Source organism: Serratia sp. MYb239 (genome assembly GCF_002966855.1).
GTDB classification, from domain to species: Bacteria; Pseudomonadota; Gammaproteobacteria; order Enterobacterales; family Enterobacteriaceae; genus Serratia_B; species Serratia_B rhizosphaerae.
In genome coordinates, this window is record NZ_CP023268.1 from 2,002,576 (window position 1) to 2,024,271 (window position 21,696).

At 57.3% G+C, this 21,696-nt stretch carries 22 protein-coding genes; 12 read left to right on the forward strand and 10 right to left on the reverse strand.

Going from position 1 to position 21,696, the window contains the following annotated elements; genetic code table 11:
• Positions 1 to 144: 144 nt before the first annotated feature.
• Positions 145 to 1,764: a phosphoenolpyruvate carboxykinase (ATP) gene (gene pckA, locus CLM71_RS09595; RefSeq protein ID WP_105230817.1), complete on the reverse strand. Its 1,620-nt coding sequence runs from the start codon at positions 1,762 to 1,764 to the stop codon at positions 145 to 147.
• Between the two features lie 492 nt (positions 1,765 to 2,256).
• Here pckA and CLM71_RS09600 point away from each other — a divergent pair, with 492 nt between their 5' ends.
• Entirely contained in the window at positions 2,257 to 3,603 is a 1,347-nt protein-coding gene (locus CLM71_RS09600) for a 2-hydroxycarboxylate transporter family protein (protein ID WP_105230818.1), read from the forward strand.
• Positions 3,604 to 3,750: 147 nt separating this feature from the next.
• Here CLM71_RS09600 and CLM71_RS09605 read toward each other — a convergent pair whose 3' ends face one another.
• Positions 3,751 to 3,960: a hypothetical protein gene (locus CLM71_RS09605; protein ID WP_105230819.1), complete on the reverse strand. Its 210-nt coding sequence runs from the start codon at positions 3,958 to 3,960 to the stop codon at positions 3,751 to 3,753.
• Between the two features lie 165 nt (positions 3,961 to 4,125).
• On the opposite strand from CLM71_RS09605, the gene CLM71_RS23905 reads away from it, so the two are divergent.
• Positions 4,126 to 4,290, forward strand: a complete 165-nt coding sequence (locus CLM71_RS23905; RefSeq protein ID WP_158684798.1) for a hypothetical protein — start codon at positions 4,126 to 4,128, stop codon at positions 4,288 to 4,290.
• A gap of 28 nt (positions 4,291 to 4,318) precedes the next feature.
• Here the strand turns inward: CLM71_RS23905 and yniD are convergent, their stop codons facing one another.
• Entirely contained in the window at positions 4,319 to 4,411 is a 93-nt protein-coding gene (gene yniD, locus CLM71_RS24235) for a small membrane protein YniD (RefSeq protein WP_370447004.1), read from the reverse strand.
• A 336-nt stretch (positions 4,412 to 4,747) separates the two neighbouring features.
• Between yniD and CLM71_RS09610 the strand changes: the two genes are divergently transcribed.
• Positions 4,748 to 5,140 carry an ASCH domain-containing protein gene (locus CLM71_RS09610; RefSeq protein ID WP_105230820.1) on the forward strand — a complete coding sequence of 131 codons (393 nt, stop codon included), beginning with the start codon at positions 4,748 to 4,750 and terminating at the stop codon, positions 5,138 to 5,140.
• A gap of 4 nt (positions 5,141 to 5,144) precedes the next feature.
• A complete protein-coding gene (locus CLM71_RS09615) occupies positions 5,145 to 5,747 on the forward strand; it encodes a hypothetical protein (RefSeq protein ID WP_105230821.1) in 603 nt (200 codons plus the stop codon).
• A 52-nt stretch (positions 5,748 to 5,799) separates the two neighbouring features.
• Here the strand turns inward: CLM71_RS09615 and CLM71_RS09620 are convergent, their stop codons facing one another.
• From CLM71_RS09620 to yebS, 4 genes are all read right to left on the reverse strand, one after another.
• Positions 5,800 to 6,048 carry a DUF1480 family protein gene (locus tag CLM71_RS09620; RefSeq protein WP_105230822.1) on the reverse strand — a complete coding sequence of 83 codons (249 nt, stop codon included), beginning with the start codon at positions 6,046 to 6,048 and terminating at the stop codon, positions 5,800 to 5,802.
• A gap of 159 nt (positions 6,049 to 6,207) precedes the next feature.
• A complete protein-coding gene (gene rsmF, locus CLM71_RS09625; RefSeq protein ID WP_105230823.1) occupies positions 6,208 to 7,647 on the reverse strand; it encodes a 16S rRNA (cytosine(1407)-C(5))-methyltransferase RsmF in 1,440 nt (479 codons plus the stop codon).
• A 91-nt stretch (positions 7,648 to 7,738) separates the two neighbouring features.
• Positions 7,739 to 10,372, reverse strand: coding sequence for a PqiB family protein (locus tag CLM71_RS09630; protein WP_105230824.1), 2,634 nt, complete (start codon positions 10,370 to 10,372; stop codon positions 7,739 to 7,741).
• Complete coding sequence (gene yebS, locus CLM71_RS09635) at positions 10,341 to 11,588, reverse strand: membrane integrity lipid transport subunit YebS (RefSeq protein ID WP_105230825.1); 1,248 nt, start codon at positions 11,586 to 11,588, stop codon at positions 10,341 to 10,343. Before yebS ends, CLM71_RS09630 begins: the two co-directional genes overlap by 32 nt.
• A gap of 240 nt (positions 11,589 to 11,828) precedes the next feature.
• Here yebS and CLM71_RS09640 point away from each other — a divergent pair, with 240 nt between their 5' ends.
• The 4 genes from CLM71_RS09640 (at position 11,829) to CLM71_RS09655 (ending at position 15,794) form a co-directional block, all read left to right on the forward strand.
• Positions 11,829 to 12,326 (forward strand): GAF domain-containing protein, encoded by a 498-nt coding sequence (locus tag CLM71_RS09640; RefSeq protein WP_105230826.1) that lies wholly within the window; start codon positions 11,829 to 11,831, stop codon positions 12,324 to 12,326.
• Positions 12,327 to 12,422: 96 nt separating this feature from the next.
• Entirely contained in the window at positions 12,423 to 13,112 is a 690-nt protein-coding gene (gene proQ / locus CLM71_RS09645) for an RNA chaperone ProQ (RefSeq protein ID WP_105230827.1), read from the forward strand.
• A 19-nt stretch (positions 13,113 to 13,131) separates the two neighbouring features.
• The gene (gene prc / locus CLM71_RS09650; protein ID WP_105230828.1) at positions 13,132 to 15,180 is read left to right on the forward strand and encodes a carboxy terminal-processing peptidase; all 2,049 of its coding nucleotides are present in this window, start codon (positions 13,132 to 13,134) and stop codon (positions 15,178 to 15,180) included.
• A gap of 191 nt (positions 15,181 to 15,371) precedes the next feature.
• Positions 15,372 to 15,794: a lysozyme inhibitor LprI family protein gene (locus tag CLM71_RS09655; protein ID WP_105230829.1), complete on the forward strand. Its 423-nt coding sequence runs from the start codon at positions 15,372 to 15,374 to the stop codon at positions 15,792 to 15,794.
• Between the two features lie 194 nt (positions 15,795 to 15,988).
• Here the strand turns inward: CLM71_RS09655 and CLM71_RS09660 are convergent, their stop codons facing one another.
• Positions 15,989 to 16,231 carry a hypothetical protein gene (locus CLM71_RS09660; RefSeq protein WP_105230830.1) on the reverse strand — a complete coding sequence of 81 codons (243 nt, stop codon included), beginning with the start codon at positions 16,229 to 16,231 and terminating at the stop codon, positions 15,989 to 15,991.
• Between the two features lie 353 nt (positions 16,232 to 16,584).
• On the opposite strand from CLM71_RS09660, the gene htpX reads away from it, so the two are divergent.
• Positions 16,585 to 17,463: a protease HtpX gene (htpX, locus tag CLM71_RS09665; RefSeq protein WP_105230831.1), complete on the forward strand. Its 879-nt coding sequence runs from the start codon at positions 16,585 to 16,587 to the stop codon at positions 17,461 to 17,463.
• 59 nt (positions 17,464 to 17,522) lie between these two features.
• On the opposite strand, the gene CLM71_RS09670 is transcribed toward htpX, so the two are convergent.
• The gene (locus CLM71_RS09670; protein WP_105233286.1) at positions 17,523 to 18,896 is read right to left on the reverse strand and encodes an MFS transporter; all 1,374 of its coding nucleotides are present in this window, start codon (positions 18,894 to 18,896) and stop codon (positions 17,523 to 17,525) included.
• Positions 18,897 to 19,098: 202 nt separating this feature from the next.
• On the opposite strand from CLM71_RS09670, the gene kdgR reads away from it, so the two are divergent.
• The 3 genes from kdgR (at position 19,099) to CLM71_RS09685 (ending at position 20,866) form a co-directional block, all read left to right on the forward strand.
• Entirely contained in the window at positions 19,099 to 19,890 is a 792-nt protein-coding gene (gene kdgR / locus CLM71_RS09675) for a DNA-binding transcriptional regulator KdgR (RefSeq protein ID WP_105230832.1), read from the forward strand.
• Positions 19,891 to 20,081: 191 nt separating this feature from the next.
• On the forward strand, positions 20,082 to 20,540 hold the full coding sequence (locus CLM71_RS09680; RefSeq protein WP_105230833.1) for an STM2901 family protein: 459 nt from the start codon (positions 20,082 to 20,084) through the stop codon (positions 20,538 to 20,540).
• On the forward strand, positions 20,534 to 20,866 hold the full coding sequence (locus tag CLM71_RS09685; RefSeq protein WP_105230834.1) for a DUF1493 family protein: 333 nt from the start codon (positions 20,534 to 20,536) through the stop codon (positions 20,864 to 20,866). Before CLM71_RS09680 ends, CLM71_RS09685 begins: the two co-directional genes overlap by 7 nt.
• Before the next feature lie 47 nt (positions 20,867 to 20,913).
• On the opposite strand, the gene phnR is transcribed toward CLM71_RS09685, so the two are convergent.
• A complete protein-coding gene (gene phnR, locus CLM71_RS09690; RefSeq protein ID WP_105230835.1) occupies positions 20,914 to 21,633 on the reverse strand; it encodes a phosphonate utilization transcriptional regulator PhnR in 720 nt (239 codons plus the stop codon).
• Between the last annotated feature and the right edge of the window lie 63 nt (positions 21,634 to 21,696).

Consider the following 21,696-nt stretch of genomic DNA (forward strand, 5'->3'; position numbering starts at 1 on the left):
TTGCTGACGCCTCGCTAACCACGTTAGGGAGTGCGCCGCAGGTTGTCTGCCGGAAAATGATTAACGAGGTATGAGTTTTATTTATTTGTCTGGGCGACGGAAATAAAAAGGGCGCAGTGATTGCGCCCTGTCGAGGTCTGCGGGTTAGCGCTGCGGGCCGGCGGCCAGCAGGCGTTCTCCCGCCGGAGTGACGGTGTATTTGGCGAAGTTATCGATAAAGCGCTGCGCCAGATCCTGCGCTTTTTCCTGCCACAATGATTCGTCGGCGTAGGTTTTACGCGGGTCGAGAATCGCCGGGTCGACCCCCGGCAGCGCGGTTGGCACCGCCAGGCCGAAGATCGGCAGGGTGATGGTGTCCGCCTGCTCAATTTCGCCGCTGAGGATGGCGTCGATAATGCCGCGCGTATCCTTGATTGAAATGCGTTTGCCGCTGCCGTTCCAGCCGGTATTGACCAGATAGGCCTGCGCGCCGGCGGCCTCCATGCGTTTTACCAGCACCTCGGCGTACTGCGTCGGGTGCAGCGTCAGGAAGGCGGCGCCGAAGCAGGCGGAGAAGGTCGGCGTCGGCGCGGTGATGCCGCGTTCGGTGCCCGCCAGTTTGGCGGTGAAGCCGGACAGGAAGTGATACTGCGTCTGCTCCGGCGTCAGGCGGGAGACCGGCGGCAGCACGCCGAAGGCATCGGCAGTCAGGAAGATGATTTTCTGCGCGTGGCCGGCCTTGGACACCGGTGCGACGATGTTGTCGATATGGTTAATCGGGTAGGAGACGCGGGTGTTCTCGGTTTTTGAACCGTCGTCAAAATCGATGCTGCCGTCGGCACGCACCGTGACGTTTTCCAGCAGCGCGTCGCGGCGGATCGCCTGATAAATTTCCGGTTCGGCCTGCGGCGACAGTTTGATGGTTTTGGCGTAGCAGCCGCCTTCGAAGTTAAACACGCCGTCGTCGTCCCAGCCGTGTTCGTCATCACCGATCAACTGGCGCTTCGGATCGGTGGACAGGGTGGTTTTGCCGGTGCCGGACAGGCCGAAGAATACCGCCACGTCGCCCTGTTCGCCGACGTTGGCCGAGCAGTGCATGGAGGCAATGCCTTTCAGCGGCAGCAGGTAGTTCATGATGGAGAACATACCCTTTTTCATTTCGCCGCCGTACCAGGTGCCGCCGATCAGCTGCATGTGCTCCGTCAGGTTGAAGGCGACGAAGTTTTCCGAGTGCAGCCCCTGCTGCTGCCAGTCCGGATTGGTGCATTTGGCGCCGTTCAGCACCACAAAATCCGGCTCAAAGTCCGCCAGTTCGGCATCGCTTGGCCGGATAAACATGTTCTTCACAAAGTGTGCCTGCCAGGCGACCTCGGTGATAAAGCGCACTTTCAGACGCGTATCGGCGTTGGCGCCGCAGAAGGCGTCAACTACAAACAGGCGCTTACCGGACAGCTGATCGCCTACGCGGGATTTCAACTGCTGCCAGACTTCCGGCGACATCGGCTGATTATCGTTTTTGCCGGTGCCGCTGTCCGACCACCAGACGGTGTCGCGCGTGACGTCATCACGCACAATATATTTATCCTTTGGTGAACGACCGGTAAATTCGCCGGTATCAACGGCGACCGCGCCGAGGTTGGTCAGGGTGCCGCGCTCCAGCGCCGGCAGATCGGCGCGGGTTTCCTCGTTGAACAGCAGTTCGTAATCAGGGTTGTAAACGATATCGCTAACCTGATGGATACCGTAGCGGGCGAGGGTTTGTGGGGTTACAGCGGTTGAAGACATAGTCTACTTCCTTATCATACCTTTCGGTGTGACGCCGTCGTTGTGTAAACCGCCGGGTCAGCTACCTGAGGTACCGTTATCGTGTGTCCGACGGGCTAACGACGAGGCGTAACGGCATCGGACGTTTTATTTTGCTGACCGGATTCAGCCGTGCTATTTCCGGTTCTTATTTCTGCAAATCAGCAGTTATTTGCCGACTCCTATAACATGGGAGCAAAAATAATCCCGCTTAATTTAATTACAAAATGCTGACGATAATTAATTAACGCCAAGCTTGGCGGAGTGTCACACTATTTAATTTCGACGGATTAATTTTGTTCTGCTTTTTTATTTTTTATCATATCTTCGGCCTTGTCTACTGTTTTATCTACCTCTAATAACCCGGCGCATATCGATGTGCTGGTCAGTAACCTCATGTTTTTATTTATTAATTATTTTCATTTGGGCGAGTTCGGCCCATGATTTATCAGACACTTGCGGGTAAGGTGAATAATGAAACAGATAAATGTTGAACTCGGTCGTGACAAAGTCACGCCACAATCAGACTCGTCCGGAATAATATGGAAAATACGGAGGATGGATATCGGCACGGTGCCGATTGCGCTGTTTGTCACTATTTGCGCCATCGTCGGTACTTCGGCCTACGCCAACTTTTTACCGAAAAACATGATCGGCGGATTGGCGATCATCATGACGCTGGGTTTTGCCCTGGCGCAGTTGGGAAAGTCTATTCCGCTATTGCGGGAAATTGGCGGCCCGGCGATTTTATGCCTGATGGTGCCGTCGGTGCTGGTCTATTTTAACGTCTTTCAACCCAATGTGCTGGCGACCGTTAATCTGCTGATGAAAGAGGCCAACCTGCTGTACTTTGTGATCGCCAGCCTGGTGGTCGGCAGTATCCTCGGCATGAACCGGACGATCCTGATTCAGGGGATGATCCGCATGTTCGTGCCGCTGCTGGCGGGGACGCTGGCTGCGGTGGCGACCGGGCTGCTGGTGGGGCAGCTGTTTGGCTACAGCGTTTATCACACCTTCTTTTTTATTATCGTGCCGATTATCGGCGGGGGCATCGGCGAGGGGATTTTGCCGCTGTCGCTGGCCTACTCGGCGATCCTCGGCGCCACGCCGGACGTGTATGTCGCGCAGTTGGCGCCGGCGGCGGTGCTGGGCAATATCTTCGCCATCGTCACCGCCGGCGTGCTGGCGCGTATCGGCATAAAACGTCGCACGCTGAGCGGCGACGGGATGCTGATTCGCTCTGCACAGGATAACGCGTTGTTCACGCAGCAGGAGAGCGGCGGCGCGGTTAATTTCCACTGGATGGGCGGCGGTTTACTGGTGATTTGCGCCTTTTTTATCGTCGGCGGACTGTTTGAACATCTGGTGCATATTCCCGGCCCGGTGCTGATGATTCTGTTTGCGGTATTGTGCAAATACTGTCGGATTATTCCCGCCAATATGGAGAGCGGTGCGCACAGTTTCTATAAATTCGTTTCCGCCGCGCTGGTGTGGCCGCTGATGATTGGCCTGGGCATGCTGTATGTGCCGCTGGAGAACGTGGTGGCGGTATTCTCCGTCGGCTATGTCATCGTTTGTGGTTCGGTGGTGCTGTCGATGGGGTTGGTGAGTTTTCTGATTGCGCCGCGGCTGAAGATGTTCCCGGTGGAGGCGGCGATTGTCACCTGTTGCCATAGCGGGCTGGGCGGCACCGGCGATGTGGCGATTCTGTCGGCATCAAACCGTATGGGGCTGATGCCGTTTGCGCAGATCGCCACGCGTATCGGCGGGGCATCGACGGTAATTGGCGCGACGCTGTTGCTGGGCTGGCTGTCACGCTGAGGTAATCTCAGGAAAAAAATCAGTTTTTTCTACGTAATGCCGATAATTCTGATTAAATTTTCAGATTGTTCGTGAGATAATTTTTCCAGACGTCTGGGCTTGCATACCTTGGATGTCTGCCGAGTCGCCAGCCATACGGTTGGCGATTCATTCTCCCCCTTTGAGCATATTAATTGCCGCGCCCAGCAGAATACGCTGCTCAATATCCTGACAGGCCGCCGACTGGCGCGCCAGCTGCCTGGCCAAGGTTTCCACCGACAGCGCTTCGCCGCGATGGCGCAGCTGCATCACGCCGTCGCCGATCAGGCGGGCGACTTCGTCCCAAACGGGTTTTATCTCCTGCTCCGAGAACTTCATCGTTAACCTCGGTCGGTGATTTTTTGCTCAATGTAGCAGTTGGCCGACACCAGCGCCAGCGCCGCACGCGCTAACCATAAAACCGGAAGTATAAAAATCAAACCGTCAGTATTTCTTCTGCTTTTACCGTTCAATACTTAAAGCGTCGTACAGCGGGAGGGGAAAATGATGAGTCTGGTGGAGCAACTGGCGGAGTATTACCGCACATCGCGCACGGCGGAAGTTCAGCATCCGCTTTGTCGCTGGTGGCTGCCGCAGGGAGAAGAACGCGTAGCCTATTTACGTGAATTGCTGGAGCCGACGGCCAGAAAGCCTGTCGCCCGGCACTAAACCGCTAAGCGGTCGGCCTGCCGGTCGCTTAGCCGAAGGCAATCGCCGCCCAGCGCAGTAACAGCAGGGCCAGACAGATGCCGAGCAGCACCAGCAGCATTTTGCCATGCTTGGCGCGCATACGTTTGGTGACCAACAGTGCCTCCTCGTGCTTCAGACGCTGAGAAAACCGATGCTCAGCCCGATGACAACCAGAACAACCAGCGTGACGGCTTGCAATAAGTCGCTGAAGGTATCGTCGGGGTCTTTGCCGCACTCTTTCATAATACTACTCGCCTAAGGCTATTCGCCAGCCGTGAATGAGTCCCCAGTATGCCTGCCATAACGCGGCGGGCACAGGGCATTTCCGTAAATATCAGGTAAAGACTGGTCGGCGGCGCTTGAGCGAAGCTGCGACGCCCCGTCGGGTTTGTAGTATGCTCGCGGTATCAATACGCTTTCTGACAGGCAGACAACCATGGCCAAGGTAATACCGGCACACTATGAGCAGGCGGAGCGCTGGGCGTTCGGCGATAACGAAGAATTAGCGGATGAGCTGGTGCAGCTGATCCTGAACGGCAGCAAGACCGCCACCTGTTCCAATCTGGATGAGGACGGCATTCCACAGGCCGGCGATATTTTCGTGGTGGTGGACGGCCGGGGGGAACCGGCCTGCGCGATCAAACTGACTTCGGTCGATGTGCGCAGTTACGATCAGGTTGATGAAGCGCACGCCTTCGCCGAAGGGGAAGGCGACCGCACGCTGGCCTACTGGCGCCGCGAGCACCGGCGCTTCTTTGAGGCCTACGATATGTTTGCGCCGGATATGACGCTGATCCTGATGCATTTTACCGTGGTTGAGGCGTTTTAGACCGATGTGCGCGGTGCCGTATTGTTGCCAGTGGGCGACGCCGGAACTGGCGGCCGATCTGATTGCCGGCCGCGCCACGCTGGCAGATGATCCGAACTGGGCGGCCAGCGGCGCGCTGGAACAGGCGGAATACCTGGAATGGGCCAACCACGTGTGCGGCATGGCCTGTCTGCGGATGATTCTGCTTCACCGGGACGGCAGCGCGCCGCCGCTGCTGGCATTGGCGCGGCGCAGCCTGCCATACGGCGCCTATGTGCGGCAGGACGACGAACGGATAAAGGGGCTGATTTATGCGCCTTTTGTTCGTTACGTGGACGAACATTTTGCGCTGCAGGCGGCGGTGCAGGTCGATATGACGGCCGCACAACTGCCGGCGCTGCTTGCCGAGTGGCGCTACATCATTGCCTCGGTGCATCCCTCCATCCGGCAGCCGCTGCAGACGCCGCCGCAGCGGGGCGGGCATCTGGTGCTGATCACTGCGGCGCCGGCGGGGCGGCTGCAGTTCCATAACCCGTCTGGCGATCGTCCGGAAACGCAGGAAAACGTGACAATGTCACCTGAAGCGTTCGGCCGATTTTTCGCCGGGCGCGTTATCACGGTGAAATAAAAAACGCGCTGCGTTCGCCGCGCAGCGCGTCTGTGACTCTCCTTATCGCCGTTCAGCCGATACGCATAATCCAGGCGTCCTGCTGACGATCATAATGCTGTTTATACAGCAACAACTGCTTACCGTTTAGCGTGGCGGGAATGCTGGTGTGCTCGTCCCAGCCATCCAGTTGCATGCACAAATCCGGGTCCGATTTGCATGGAATGGTCAGCAGGCCATTGCTCTCCGCCTGTTCGGCGGCAGCGGAATGAATGGCATCATCGACCTCAAAACTGCCTATTTTCACTACGGATACGCTCATGAATACTCCTTTTCAGCCAGATGCAGGAGGTATGACCAGCTGGCCCGTCATCAATGAGCATAGACAAAGGTGCACAAAATGTCACCGAAAAATTTTATCTGCCGCGAGGGTGGCGATGGCGGCCGGTTTGCCGCCATCGTAAGCGTGAACGAAAGGAGATTACTGGTGGAAATCGAGCGCGCCGTCGCGTACCAGTTCCCGGGGCAGGTTGTTTTTAATCCGGCTGCCGATGCGTTTGGCGATGCCCAGCGGCTGTTGCTGGTAGGTGACGATACACTCATCGCCCTGCGGCGGCGCGTCTGGATACAGATCGCGGCCGTGGTACCACTCCTGCGCCAGCGCTGCGTCCAGCTCGAACGCCTGCGGCCCCTGGCCGTCCGCCAGCGCGATCGCCGCCTCATGCTGCCAGCGGTAACCTTTGGGGAAGCGCTCGGCCAGCTTCAGGCCGATGCGTGAGAAGCGCACTTTGCCGATCAGCGCTTCCAGCGCCCTTGGGAACAGCCAGATCTCTTTGTCGCGCGTCCACAGGGCATGGGCGGCGTCATCCCAGGCCAGGCCGGCGGCGTTGGCAGCCTGGCGCACCAGCTCGCCGTCTTTGCGCGACATCGGCGTGAAGGGGAATTTACCCACCTTATAGGTCGGTTTCGCCAGCGCCGGCACCGAGCGGTGCTTGCGCAGGCGGGCGACAAAAAAGCCTTCGCTGTCGTAGATTTGCGGGAACACGTGCAGGAAACCTTCCTCCGTCAGCGCCTGTGGCGCGCCGGGGAACAGATCGCCCAGCGGCTCGATGCTGACCGCATCGCCATAGCTGGCCAGCAGGCTCTGGATCACCGCCTGGTTCTCCTGCGCATTCAGGGTGCAGGTGGAGTAGACCAGTACGCCGCCCGGCGCCAGCGCGTGGAACGCGCTGTCAATCAGTTCGCGCTGCGTTTCGGCGATGTCGGCGACGCTCTCCGGCGACCAGTTGCTCATGGCGTCGGGGTCTTTACGCACTACGCCTTCGCCAGAGCAGGGCGCGTCCAGCAGGATGGCGTCAAAGGCTTCCGGCAGGGCGGCGCCGAACACCCGGCCGTCAAAATGGGTCAGCGCGCAGTTGCTGACCCCGCAGCGGCTGACATTAGCATGCAGCACTTTGACCCGGCTGGCGGCGTATTCATTGGCGACGATGCCGCCCTGATTATGCATCAGCGCGGCAATCTGGGTGGTTTTTGAACCCGGAGCGGCGGCGACGTCCAGCACCCGGGTCGGCGTCTCACCGCTGGCAAACAGCGCGCTGACCGGCAGCATGGAGCTGGCTTCCTGGATGTAAAACAGGCCGCTGAGGTGTTCGGCCGCGCTGCCCAGCCGCAGACTTTCATCGTCGCGGGCGATCCAGAAGCCCTCGGCGCACCAGGGAATAGGCTCTAATTGCCAGTCGTACTCTTTTACCCGCGTCAGAAAGTCGGCGACGCTGATTTTCAGCGTATTTACGCGCAGGCTGCGGCGTAACGGGCGTTGACAGGCGGCGATAAAATCGTCCATTGACAGATCGGCGGGCATGATAGCGCGTGTGGCGTCGAGAAACGCCGGCGGAAGAAATACGGAAGCAGTTTTAACCACAGAAAACTCTTGCGAGAAAATAAGAAGGAAGGAGAAATTGTAGCACAGAGCCGCAAAAAAACGGGGCCTGTTGTTACAGGCCCCGTTAAGGTTAATCGCGTGGGATGGCGGTTCCCCATGCTTTCCACCCCTTCGGCTCTTCCGCATTAAGCATGAAGTGCTTGCCGGCGGCGGCTTTTGGCGCCAGCGGGATGGTCGGCGGCGTGGCGAAGGCGATACCGCCACGGATAAACTGCTGGAAGGTGCCGCTCTTGATGACGCCGCCGGTCAGGCCGAACTGCAGGTTATAGCCGGAAGCCAGCCAGAACACGCTGTTGTTACGCACCAGATGCTGATATTTCTTGCTGATGCGCAGGGCGACATGCACCCGGTCGGACATCGCGCCCAGATAGAAGCCGGTGACGGTGCCGACCTCAACGCCGCGGAACAGCACCGGCGTGCCGATCTGCAGCGAGCCGGTTTCGGCAGCGTCAAGCACCACGCTCAGGCCGTCCTGATAGCGCGAATCGGTAATGCTGGCTTCCTGCAGCTCAAAGCTGCGCAGCGGACGGCTGCTGCGGCCCGGCTCAACGTTAATATACGGCTGCAGCAGGGTATCAAGGTTATTGACCCCGGCGGCGGAAATCTCCGGCGAGACGATGGAGAAGCGGGTACCGAAGCGGGCGAAGTTGTTCACGTATTCCGGATACAGCACGGCTTTCGCCAGCACCTGGGTGCGGTCAGGCGACAGCTGCATCGACTCCACCTGGCCGATATCGATGCCCAGATAGCGGATCGGCATACCGGCGGCCAGTTTGCTGGCGTTATAGGTGCGCAGGGTGATTTGGCTGCCGACCGCGCGGGCGGCGGTTTCATTGCTGTACAGCACCCGCTTGTCGCCTTTGCCCAGCGCCACGCCCTGCAGGTTATCGAAGCTGATCGCGCCTTTCAGCGCCCGGTTCAGCGGTGAAGCCTGCACCGTCAGGCCGCTGCCGCTCAGTTGGACTTTGGCGCCGCCTTCGGCCCAGAAGACGGTCTGCTTGCCCAGCAGTTTGCGGTATTGCGGGTCGATATACACATCGACCTCAAACGCATTGGCTTTCGGGCGGATGTCGAGAATTTCGCCCACCTGGAACTTGCGGTACAGCACCACCGAGCCGGATTGCACGTCCGGCAGGCTGGAGGCGGTGAGCGTCAGCGTCGGCGCCGGCGCATTGCCGGTGATGCCCGCCTTGGCCTTGTCGCTGTTGGCGTACAGCGGATACTGCGTTGCCGGTTCGCCACGGCTGCCGGGAATAATGCGGATGCCGCCGTCCAGCCACTCCTGGGCGCTGGCGCCGACCACTTCCATCCCGTCCAGCCCCAGCTTGACGTCCAGGCGGCTGTTGACCACAAACTTGCTGTCTTTGTGCACCAGAGCGCGGTACTGCGCGTCGACGGCGATGCGGAAGGTGACGCCGCTGTTGGTCAGCGTGCGGTTCAGCACCTGGCCGACCTTGATACCGTGAATAATCAGCGGCTGGCCGACGTCAATGCCGTAACTCTGCGGCGCATTCAGCGACAGGGTGAGCACGCCCGGCTGCTGCAGCAGCGTTTCGCTGCTGTCGAGCACGTTGAAGTGGTGCTGCGGTTCGCCGTCGCCCGGGATCAGCTCCAGCGTGTTGCCGGTCAGCAACTGGCTGAGTTTGGCGTCATTCAGGCTGATTTTCGGGCTGCGCATGGCGATGCGCGTGCCGCTGCGCATCAGATCCACCACCGACGGGTCGATGGTCAGTTCACCGGTCACTTTGTTGTCCGGCTGCAGCGTCAGTTTGGTCAGGGTGCCGACCTGCAGTCCCTGATAGATCAGCGGCGTATGGTTGGCGCTCAGGTTATTGCCGCTCGGCAGATCCAGCGTGATACTGACGCCGCGCTGGCTGCGGGCCAGGTCGGGGTACAGCTGATAGCTCTGGTCGGCCTTGGCCTGCTGGCTCTTTTCCGGCGAGTCGAAGGCGATGGCGCCGTTGACCAGCGCCGCCAGGCTCTCCATCTGTACCGAGGCGCCCGAGAGGTTGAAGTCGCCCTTAAAGCCGGAGACGTTCCAGAAGCGGCTGTCGGTTTTCACCAGATTGGCGAAGCGGCGGTCGATCAGCACGTCGATGGTGACGCCTTTATTACCGTTGGCGATGGTGTAGTCGTACACCTTGCCGACCGGAATTTTACGGTAATACACCAGTGAGCCGGTATTCAGCGAACCGAGATCTTCCGCATGCAGATGAATCATCAGCTCGCCGGTATTGAGCCGGTATTTGGGTTGAGTATCGAGCGCGGAGAAGTGGGTCTGCGCCTTGCCGCTGCCCGGCATCATGCCGATATAGTTGCCGCCGACCAGCGCATCCAGCCCGGAAACACCGGCCAGCGAGGCCTTCGGCGTCACCAGCCAGAACTGGGTGCCGTCGCGCAGTGAATCTTCCAGCTCGCTTTTGATGCTGGCCTCAACCACAATCTTGCCCAAATCTTCGCTCAGCCGGATCGACTGGACGGTGCCGACATCCACGCCCTGATAGCGTACCGGCGTGCGGCCGGCGACGATGCCCGCCGCCGATTGGAAATCGATGGTGATGGTGGTGCCGCGCTCCTGAAAATTGTTGTACACCAGCCAGCCGGCGATCAGCAGGGCGATAAACGGCAGTAACCAAAAAGGTGAAATGCGGCGTTTGTTTTTAACCCGCGCTTCAGTCGGCGTATTCGGCGTTTCCTGTTGCATGTGCATCCCAAATCAGTCGGCTATCCAGCCACTCAACGGCAAGAATAGTTAAAATGACCGCAGAGCCAAAGTAAAAGGCTGCCGGTCCCATAGTAAATGACAATAATTGTTCGCGGTTAACCAGCGACATCATCAAGGCGATAACAAACAGATCGAGCATTGACCAGCGGCCGATCCATTTCACCAGCCGCAGCAGGCGAATTCGGGTTTTCAGGCTGTGGCAGGTCTTGAAGTGTATGCTGAACAGCAGCGTGATCAGTACGATAACCTTGGTAAACGGCACCAGGACGCTGGCGATAAAGACGATCGCGGCGATAGGCATATTGCCGGAGGTGGCCAGCGACACTACGCCGGAGAAGATAGTGTCTTCCATGCGCGCGCCGTTGGCGTAAATAATGGAGATCGGCAGCAGGTTGGCCGGCAGCAGCAGAATCATCGCGGCGATCAGCGCCGCCCAGGTCTTCTGCAGGCTGTGGGGCTGGCGATGGCACATCGGAATATGGCAGCGTGGGCAGCGGCCGCGCTCGTCCGGATAGCCGGTAAAGTGGCAGGAGAGGCAGACGTGCAGCGCGTTTGGCGCACCTTCCGGCTGGTGCTGCGGGTAGTAACGCTCCCACAGCTGTTCCAGATTCATATGAATCAGCGTCAGGATGCTGAGCAGCGTCAGCGCCAGGTAGGCCAGCAGCGCGTTGCCGGCTTCGATATCGGCGTACTCTTTGACTTTAATCGCCGCTACCGCCATGCCGATCAGGTAAATATCCAGCATCACCCACTCTTTTAACCGCTCCAGCATTAGCAGCACCGGGCGCAGGTTCATCCCCAGCCGATGGCCGATGCGCAGGTAAAGCAGCGACAGCGCTAATGTCAGCGGTGCGCCAATCGTGCAAAACGCTACCATGCTGGCTGTGATAGGATCGCCCTGACGGCTCATCTGCCAGATGCCTTCCAGCAGGCTGGCGTGAATCGGCGTACCAAGCAGGCGAATGTTAATCAGCGGTTCGGCAAAGGCAAACGGCATCAGCAGCAGCATGGTGACGGCCATGGCCGTCAGCCGCGCCATCGACCAGTCGCGGCCGTTGACCACTTTGGCGTTGCAGCGCGGACAATAGGCCGCCTGACCGCCGTTCAGCGCCGGCAGCCTGAACAGCAGATCGCATTCGCAACAGCGCTGGTAGCGCGCTTTGGAAAGGGGGGCGGTGATTGCCTGTATTTTCATCGTCAACAATAGCTCTGAAGCCCGCCGGTTTACTTAGCGTAGCTGGAAAATTACGCTGCCTTTGCCCAAGGGAGAAAAAAGCGCGGCAAAGCGCGGTTTATGCGAGGCAAACATACCCTGTCGGACGGGGTTTTGTGAAGTAACAGATGATTAACCTTGTGACTATACGCATTTAATGCTTATTTTATAGGGGTTAAGCCCCGGGCTTGAAGTTATCTACAGCGTTTTAATGGTTATTACATGACAAAAGAACAATTCTACGCGGAATTCAAACGCGATCTCTGTGCGTTGTTGGATGGTGAAACCAACTTTATTGCTGCGCTCTCCAACGCCAGCGCGTTGATTAACGAACGCCTGGACGCGGTGAACTGGGCCGGTTTCTACCTGATGGACGGCCAGCAACTGGTGCTGGGGCCGTTCCAGGGCAAGATCGCCTGCGTGCGAATCCCCGTGGGTAAGGGCGTGTGCGGCACTGCGGTGTCGGAAAACGCCGTGCAGCGCGTTGGTGATGTCCATGCCTTCCCGGGACACATCGCCTGTGATGCCGCCAGCAACGCCGAAATCGTGCTGCCGCTGGAAGTCGGCGGTCAGGTTATCGGCGTTCTCGATATCGACAGCACAGTTTATCAACGCTTCGACGAACAGGATGAAGAAGGCCTGAAAGCAGTGGTGGCGGGGCTTTGCGCACAGCTGGAGCAGTGCGATTGTGCGAAATACGTCACTGTAGCGGCAAGTTGATCTACGGTTAACGTGGCATTTAGCGATGGCGTCATTATAATGACGCCTGTTCATGCCTGCGGCTTGTTGGCAACACCGTTGTAATCAGGAAATTTCATGGAAAATCAACCTAAGTTGAACTCTAGTAAAGAAGTTATTGCTTTTCTTGCCGAGCGTTTTCCGCTCTGCTTTAGCGCCGAGGGCGAAGCACGTCCGCTCAAAATCGGTATTTTTCAGGATTTGGTGGAGCGCGTGCAGGGGGAGGAAAACCTGAGCAAGACGCAACTGCGTTCTGCGCTGCGCCTGTATACCTCCAGCTGGCGTTACCTGTACGGCGTAAAAGTCGGCGCGCAGCGCGTTGACCTGGACGGCAACCCGTGCGGCGAGCTGGAACAGCAGCACGTCGACCACGCGCGTCAGCAGCTTGAGGAAGCCAAAGCGCGCGTTCAGGCCCAGCGTGCCGAGCAGAACGCCAAAAAGCGTGAGGCCGCCGGCGATGCCGCAGCGCCGCGCCGTCCGCGTCCCGCAGGTAAAAAACCGGCTGCACGCCGCGAAGGCGCCGCAGTGGAAAACCGCAAGCCGCGTCCTCAGCAAGCCCGCAAGCCTCGCGCTGCCAAAGAAGAAAGTCAGCAGCGTCATGTACCCGTCACGGATATCTCCGCACTGCAGATCGGCCAGGAAATCAAGGTCAGAGCAGGCAAGAGCGCGATGGATGCTACCGTACTCGAAATCGCTAAAGATGGCGTACGTGTACAGCTCTCTTCCGGTCTGGCGATGATTGTGCGCGCAGAACACTTGCAGTTCTGATACGGAGGCCAACTAAGGCATGAACAAATTTGTCAGATTAACGGCAGTCGCTGCCTTGATGTGGGCTGGCGTCAGTTACGGTGCGGATACCGCCAACATCCGCATCGACCAACTGCCGCAGCTGCATCAGGAACCGCAGCATGCTACGGTGAGTGAGCGCGTTACGGCGCGCTTCACTCGCTCTCATTATCGTCAGTTTGCGTTGGACGCGGAGTTTTCAGGCAAGATTTTCGATCGCTACCTGAATATGCTCGACTACAACCACAACGTTCTGCTGGCCTCCGATGTCGCGCAGTTTGCCGATAAGCGCACCGCCTTCGGCGAAGAGCTGAAAACCGGTAAGTTGACCACGTCATACGCGCTGTTCAACCTGGCGCAGAAGCGCCGCTTCGAACGTTACACCTATGCGCTGTCGTTGCTGAAAAAACCGATGGATTTCACCGGCAACGATACGATCGACGTCGACCGCAGCAAAGCGCCGTGGCCGAAAGACAAAGCCGAACTTGACCGTCTGTGGGATGCCAAGGTCAAGTACGATGAGCTGAGCCTGAAACTGGCCGGCAAAAATGATAAGGAAATTCGCGAAACGCTGACCAAGCGTTATCAGTTCGCGATCAAGCGTCTGACGCAAAGCAACAGCGAAGACGTGTTCCAGCTGGCGATGAATGCCTTTGCGCATGAAATCGACCCGCATACCAACTATCTCTCTCCGCGCAATACCGAACAGTTCAACACCGAGATGAGCCTGTCGCTGGAAGGCATCGGCGCGGTATTGCAGATGGATGACGATTATACCCTGATCAACTCGATGGTGCCGGGCGGCCCGGCGGCGAAAAGCAAGTCGATTACCGTTGGTGACCGTATCGTCGGCGTCGGCCAGACCGGCAAGCCGATTGTCGATGTGATCGGCTGGCGTCTTGACGATGTGGTTTCCCTGATCAAAGGGCCGAAGGGCAGCAAGGTACGGCTGGAAATTCTGCCGGCCGGCAAGGGCAGCAAAACCCGCGTGGTAACCCTGACGCGTGAACGCATCCGCTTGGAAGACCGTGCGGTGAAAATGACCATCAAGACCGTCGGCAAAGAGAAAGTCGCGGTGCTGGATATTCCCGGCTTCTACGTCGGGCTGACCGATGACGTCAAAGTTCAGTTGCAGAAGATGGCCAAGCAGCACGTCAAGAGCGTGATTATCGATCTGCGCACCAACGGCGGCGGCGCGCTGACCGAAGCGGTGTCGCTGTCCGGTCTGTTTATCCCGAGCGGCCCGGTAGTGCAGGTGCGTGATAACAACGGTAAAATCCGCGAAGATGCGGATACCGACGGCGTAACCTATTACAAAGGGCCGTTGGTGGTGATGGTTGACCGTTTCAGCGCTTCCGCGTCGGAAATTTTCGCGGCAGCGATGCAGGATTACGGTCGTGCGCTGATCGTCGGCGAGCCGACCTTCGGTAAAGGCACCGTGCAGCAATACCGCTCGCTGAGCCGTATCTACGATCAGATGCTGCGCCCTGAGTGGCCGGCGTTGGGGTCGGTGCAGTACACCATCCAGAAATTCTATCGGGTGAACGGCGGTAGTACCCAGCGTAAGGGCGTGACGCCAGATATCCTGATGCCGACCGGCGTCGATCCGGCAGAAACCGGTGAAAGCTTCGAAGACAATGCGATGCCGTGGGACAGCATTAACGCTGCCACCTACGGTCGGGTTGGCGATCTGAAGCCGTTTGAGCCGGCACTGCTGAAGGATCACGAGCAACGCATCGCCAAGGATCCGGAGTTCCAATACATTGCGCAGGATATTGCTCACTACAAGGCGCTGAAAGACAAACGTAACATCGTCTCGCTCAATCTGGCCCAGCGTGAGAAAGAGAACCATGACGATGACGCTACGCGCCTGAAGCGGATTAACGAACGCCTGCAGCACGCCGGCAAGAAGCCGCTGAAGTCGCTCGACAACCTGCCGAAAGACTACAAAGAGCCGGATCCGTATCTGGATGAAAGCGTGCATATTGCGCTGGACCTGGCGCATCTGGAACAGGGGCAGCCGGCCCAGCAGGTTGCCGCCGGTAAATAGTTTCTGGCCGATGAACGTAAAAAGCGCACCTTAGGGTGCGTTTTTTTATGGGCGTAAGTTCAACAAATTGTGATAGGGGCTGTAGTCCAGCCAGCGATTATTGGCTATAGAGGATGACCGGCGTATGACATGGAATGTATGACTTCAACGGCGAAGGGCGGTGCGGTGAGGGTTAACGAGGGAGCGAAAGGATGAAAAGATATGGCATTATCATTTTGGCCTGTATGCCGGTTTTTTCCGGTGCCGGGGCCGTTTCCGACATTGAAGGGTTGATATCCAAGGATCCTGCGGCATGCCGGAAGATAAATGTTAATAAAAACTATCCGGCATTATTGGCGTGCGTCACGCGTTTATCTGCACGTTCTGAGCAGAGGCTTAACGCGCGGTTGGCGGAAATAAGAAAGGATCTGGCGGTACTCGGGGATGTTGAGTATCGCGCCGCTTTTGAAACTGCGCAGACATCCTGGGAGGGTTATAGAACCGATTATTGCGCTTACATCACTATGGGAATGGACAGGCGCGGCAGCGCTTTTAAATATCAATCTGACTTCTGTAGCGCGTCAGAGAACTACCGGCGCTTAGATACGCTGGAAGGAGAGCCGTCAGCTAGCTAATCATAGTCGGTGCGCAATCTTGCCGGATGGCCTGCTATGACTTTCCGACGCATAGGGCGGCACTGCGGCAGCCAAGTTTTCAATCCATCGGGCGGTCATCAGCGTGCAGAGATCAGGATTTGTCCTTGCGGCGCCAGTCCCATTCGGCATGAGCCCAGATAACGATCATCGCACAGCTGGAAATAAACATCACGTCAGGCCAGCGGGTGAAGCCAGTGGCGACAGAAACAACGGATATCACGCCCGCTAATCGTATAAAACCTTTGTTTAACATCATAAATATACTCTTCCAATCCGTTGTGACCGTGGGTCTTATCAGACTTTTTCCAGTTGTTTTCTTTGTGTTTAGCTGTAAATATCGATTTATCTGCCAGACTGAGTGAAGCAATATGCGTCTCTTTCGTTTGACCTGCGCGGCGATCGTTATCGTCGGGCATATTATGCTGCTTTTTAATCTTCCATCGTGATTATGCTTCACGGAAGAGGGTAAAGCCCCGCCATACGTTTGCCGCCGTTACCTTATCACGTTATACCGCCTTGCCATCAAGCGGCAAGTGCGGCATGGCCGCATAAAAAACCTGCAATTGCCGCGGGTTTTCTCTAAAACTTCCCCGTCAGCCGCAACAATCGTTTACAATTCGTAAATCCGGCGGGAAACGCCGTTTTTGTAAAGTTTCGTATTTTTAGTGGGTTAATGGCTTTTCTGGCTTGAAACTGTGCCGGATGCCCATACTTGCTAAAGTATCTACAGCAGCGTCTTGTTAACATTTTATGAGGAAGTAAACATTTTATGATGCGTATAGCTCTGTTCCTGCTCACCAACCTGGCGGTGATGTTGGTTTTCGGGCTGGTGCTCAGCCTGACAGGAATTCAATCCAGTAGCGTTCAGGGCCTGATGATCATGGCCGGTTTGTTTGGTTTCGGCGGTGCGTTTGTCTCCCTGCTGATGTCCAAATGGATGGCGCTGCGCTCCGTCGGCGGGGAAGTGATTGAACAACCGCGTAATGAAACCGAAAACTGGCTGTTGGAAACCGTACGTCGTCAGTCTCAGCAGGCAGGCATTGCTATGCCGCAGGTGGCGATTTACCACGCGCCGGATATCAACGCCTTCGCCACCGGTGCGCGTCGTGACGCGTCGTTGGTCGCGGTCAGCACCGGTTTGCTGCAAAGCATGAGCCGTGATGAGGCGGAAGCGGTTATCGCCCATGAAATCAGCCACGTCGCCAACGGTGATATGGTGACCATGACCCTGATCCAAGGGGTGGTGAACACCTTCGTGATCTTTATCTCGCGTCTGTTGGCGCAGGTGGCCGCTGGCTTCCTGGGTAACCGTGACGGTGAAGGGGAAGGCAACGGCAATCCGATGATCTACTTCGCGGTTTCCATGGTGCTGGAGCTGGTGTTCGGTATTCTGGCGAGCATTATCACCATGTGGTTCTCGCGTCACCGTGAATTCCATGCGGATGCCGGCTCGGCCAAACTGGTGGGCCGTGAGAAGATGATTGCTGCGCTGCAGCGTCTGAAAACCAGCTACGAGCCGCAGGAAGCGGGCAGCATGATGGCGTTCTGCATTAACGGTAAATCCAAAACCTTCAGCGAGCTGTTCATGTCGCACCCGCCGTTGGACAAGCGTATTGAAGCGCTGCGTTCCGGTCAGTATCTGAAGTAATCCAGCATCACTAAAAAACCCCGGCTTGCCGGGGTTTTTTTATGTCACAAGGTGACGATTTAGTGCGCAGCGGCGCGCGGCTGACGGATGCGTAAGGCGCTGACCAACGCGGCACAGGTGGCGCAACTGCCGGCCAGCAGCAGCGATGCATGTGTGCCGTTCTCCGGAAACAGGTTGAACATCAACGCCACCAGTGCGGCGCCGGAGGTCTGACCCAGCAGGCGTGCGGTGCCCAGCATGCCGCTGGCCCCGCCGCTGCGGTGACGCGGCGCCGAAGAGATGATGGTGTGGTTGTTTGGCGACTGAAACAGGCCAAAACCGATGCCGCACAGCGCCATCCGCCAGACGATGTCCAGATCGGCCGGGTTCTGCGGCAGCGTCGCCAGCAGGAATAATCCAAGAGCGAACAGGCCGAGTCCCAGCGCGCCCAGCAGCCCGGCGTGGACATGTTCAATCAGCCGGCCGGCAAGCGGCGCAACTGCCACGATCGCCAGCGGCCAAGGCGTCAGCAGCAGACCGGTGGCGACTTCGTCACGCCCTAACACCTGCTGAAGAAAGAACGGCAGCGACACCATTGCCAGCATTTGGGCGGCGAACGAGCAGATTGAGGTGCCCATCGACAGCGCAAAGATCGGGATACGCAGCAAATCGACCGGCAGTAACGGCGCGCTTTGCTGCAACTGACGGCGCACGAAAAACCAGCCAATCACCAGCAGGGCGGCCAGTTCCGCCGCCACCAGCGTCAGACTCTGACCTTGGGCGAAGCCGCTGAGGGCGGCGATCAGCAAACCAAAGGTCAGCGCATTCATCACGGCGCTGAGCGGGTCAAAGCGCCCGCGGCTTTTCTGGCTGTTGGCCGGCAGATAGCGCATGCCCAGCAGCCACGCTGCCAGACCGATCGGCAGATTTATCGCGAACAGCCACGGCCAGGAGGCGAACGATAAAATGCCAGCGGCAACCGTTGGCCCGGCGGCGGACGAGAAGGCGACGATCAACGCGTTAATCGCCAGGCCGCGGCCGAGGTAACGCTGCGGATAGATAATGCGGATCAGCGCGGTATTGACGCTCATGATGGCTGCGGCGCCAAACCCTTGCAGCACGCGAGCAATAGTCAGGGTAGTCAGGCTGTCGGACAGGGCGCAAAACAGCGACGTCAGGCTAAAAACCAACAGCCCCCATTGGTAGATACGGCGGTAGCCGAGCAAGTCTCCCAGCGAGGCCAGCGACAGCAGCGAGACGGTAATGGCCAGCTGATAAGCATTGATAACCCAGATAGAGTTGGCCGCGCTGGCGTTAAGGTCGCGGGCGATAGTGGGCAGCGCAACATTGGCGATGGCCCCGTCGAGTACGGAAACGGTGATGCCAAGGGCAATGGCCAGGATTGCGCCGTAGCGCTGCGGCACGGGCAACCCGTCAGAGCTGGAGAGTGTCATAGTGAAATCATAGATAAACGTGCGGAATGTGACCATGCTAACAATTTTTACGCTAATTGTATCTGCCCGATGGCGGCTAATTGTAAACAGCAGTGAGCGGCTAGCGCTTATTCTGCGGGTTACATTGCACAGGATTAAGCGCTCCGCTTATACTGAAACCCTTGTTTAAATTTCTTAAAACGGAAATAGGCTGGGATTGTTGATGGCGAATACGGATCTAGATAAACAACCGGATGCGGTTTCATCGGTGCTGAAAGTGTTTGGTATTTTGCAGGCGCTGGGTGAGGAACGCGAAATCGGTATTACCGAGCTTTCTCAGCGGGTGATGATGTCCAAAAGCACCGTTTACCGTTTTCTGCAAACCATGAAATCATTGGGCTACGTGGCGCAGGAGGGGGAGTCGGAAAAATACTCCCTGACGCTGAAGCTGTTCGAACTGGGCGCCAAATCGCTGCAGAATGTGGATCTGATCCGCAGTGCGGATATCCAGATGCGCGAACTGTCGCAACAGACCCGCGAGACAATCCATCTGGGCGCGCTGGATGAAGACAGTATCGTTTACATCCATAAAATTGATTCTTTATACAATTTGCGCATGTATTCCCGTATCGGTCGCCGTAACCCGCTGCACAGTACGGCGATCGGCAAAGTTCTGCTGGCGTGGCGCGATGAGGCCGAAGTGGGCGATATTTTGTCGCAGATCGAGTTCACCCGCAGCACGGCGCATACCATCACCAGCGCGGCGCAACTGCTGCCGGTGCTGACGCAGGTGCGCCAGCAAGGATTTGGTGAAGACGTGGAGGAGCAGGAAGAAGGGCTGCGCTGTATCGCGGTGCCGGTGTTTGACCGCTTCGGCGTAGTGATTGCCGGCCTGAGCATCTCGTTCCCGACCATCCGCTTCTCCGAAGAGGCGAAGGCCGGCTATGTGCGTCAGTTGCACCATGCGGCGCGTATTATTTCCGAACAGCAGGGCTATCACGACTACCTGTTCTGAGTGCGTGCCGTATAAGGCGATGATGAGCGCCTGCCGATGACCGAAAAACCTGTCTTCACGACAGGTTTTTTTATATTTCTTGCTGAGCCCAATTCAGTATCACCACCAACCCGAGAACGCTCTGATTGTCTGCCGGTTTTCTGAGCGTTAGTATCTTTTACCAGGAGAACAACAAAGGGAAAGCACGGTAAATGGACACGATTGAAGAATTAGGTGGGCGCTATTTCTATGCGGGGAGATATCATCTAAGCATCGGTGAGCTGTTTTTCATGATCTTCTGTGAAGAGACAGCTAACCAATTAGGCATTCAGGATGTTGGGGCGGTTGCCGCTATCTTGGGGGGATTCAATGTTTCAAAAACCCGGGGCAAATTTAGAGGAAATATTACTGATACCTCCTATGTTTCCCGGGGGGCTCGTAAGGTATTCGGCAACAAAACTTTTCCCGGTAATATAAAATTACCGTCTGTTGTTGGAGGATATCCTCCCTCTACAATGAGAGTTATTTTAACGCGTAAGTTGGGAACATTTGTGGGACGCGCTGTACCTGTCCTTGGGTGGATTATTTTGGCGAAAGACATTACCGAGATTTCTTTTCGGACGGTGGTTAAGTACAACACTATTGCCCGTGGGAGTGACAAGCTATGGTAACGGAGCAGGAGGTTTTAGATTTTTTCCGCGATGAGTTATCTGTTCCTCTTACCTGGACGATGAAGATGGTTCCGCTTGAACTGGACACTATGCTGCAGGACTACGCTGTAGGTGACGAATTCTTCTATGCGATTGAGGACTACGCTGAAAAATTCGATGTAGATGTATCGTCCATCGATATGCGCTACTACTACCCTTGGGAAAATTTATCTCGTTGGGAGCGTTGGACCAAATACCAAAAAGCTGATGTAGAAAAGACCAGAAAGCCTTTAACCGTGCGTATGTTCGCCGAGTCTGCCAAGGCCGGGCGTTGGCTGTATGATTAACTGACGCTGACTCCATCATGCGCCGATTCCACTTCCATGCATGACGTTTACTGTGTATCGACCTCAATACGCAGGCTGTCATGGCGCCAGTACTCAATATCAAAATCAAGAATGTGCCCGTGCCGATCGTAATTCAGACGGCGCAGCAGCAGGGCGGGCAGGCCGACCATTGCCCCCAGCGCGGTGGCGGCTTCGGGCGGCAGCGCGGTGGGGTAAAACGACAGGTGCATGCTGCTGTAGAGCAGTTGGTAATGCTGCTGATAAATCTCGGTCAGGCTGCCGTTCAGATCGTGCTGCAGCAGCCCCGGCACCCGCTGCGGTAAACAGTGGTTCTCGCAATAACAGATGGCCCGTTCGTCGGCATAGCGCACCCGGCGCAGCAGGTAGATCCGCGCGCCCGGTTCGAGCGCCAATGCCTGTCCCACCTCCGGCGATGCGCCGACGTGTTCCCCCGCCAACAGCGCAGTGCGCGCCTGCCGTCCCTGTTCCTGACATAAACGGTGAAAATTGGTGTTCTGCGTCGGGTCCAGTCGCAGCCGTTCGGGCGTGACAAACCAGCCGCGGCGGTCGGCACGATAGATGGCGCCGCTGGCCTCCAACTGCGCCAGGCTTTCGCGAATGGTGATACGCGTAGTGGAAAAGGCCGCGCACAGCTCCCGTTCGGAGGGCAGCTTATCCCCGGCCTTCAGCGCACCGCTGCTAATCCGTGACTGTAACTGCGCTTTGATCTGCAGATAGTGGGGGAGATCGCCCTGAGGGTGTTTCATGTTATCTCGCTATGGCATGTCGGCAGGCTCCATTATACATGCCCGGATGAATTTTTTGTTTCA